The sequence below is a fragment of the Streptomyces sp. A012304 genome (assembly GCF_026008495.1).
Classification (GTDB): Bacteria; Actinomycetota; Actinomycetes; order Streptomycetales; family Streptomycetaceae; genus Streptomyces.
This window is the reverse complement of record NZ_BQUN01000161.1, coordinates 2,710-3,057: the sequence shown is the minus strand read 5'-3', so window position 1 is coordinate 3,057 and position 348 is coordinate 2,710. Positions and strand designations below refer to the sequence as shown.

At 73.9% G+C, this 348-nt stretch carries 1 protein-coding gene; it reads left to right on the top strand.

The window, feature by feature from the left end; translation table 11 throughout:
- Positions 1 to 348: KR domain-containing protein (locus ALMP_RS35320; RefSeq protein WP_264935858.1), on the top strand; the 348-nt coding region annotated here is incomplete at both ends.

Genomic DNA, 348 nt, shown 5'->3' with positions numbered 1-348 from the left:
GTGCCGGTGCGGTCGTTCGATGTGCGGCGGGCGCCGGAGGCGTTCCGGTTCATGTCCCAGGCGAGGCACGTCGGCAAGCTGGTGCTGCGGATGCCCAGGGCGCTGGACGCGGACGGCACGGTCCTGATCACCGGAGGCACCGGCACCCTGGGCGGTCTGGTCGCCCGGCACCTGGTCACCGAACACGGCGTACGCAGCCTGGTCCTGACCAGCCGACGCGGCCCGGACGCCCCGGGTGCCGACGACTTGACGGCTGAACTCACCGCTCTGGGCGCGCAGGTGCGTGTGGAGGCGTGCGACGCCGCCGACCGTGACGCGCTCGCGGGGGTGCTGGCGCGGATACCGACG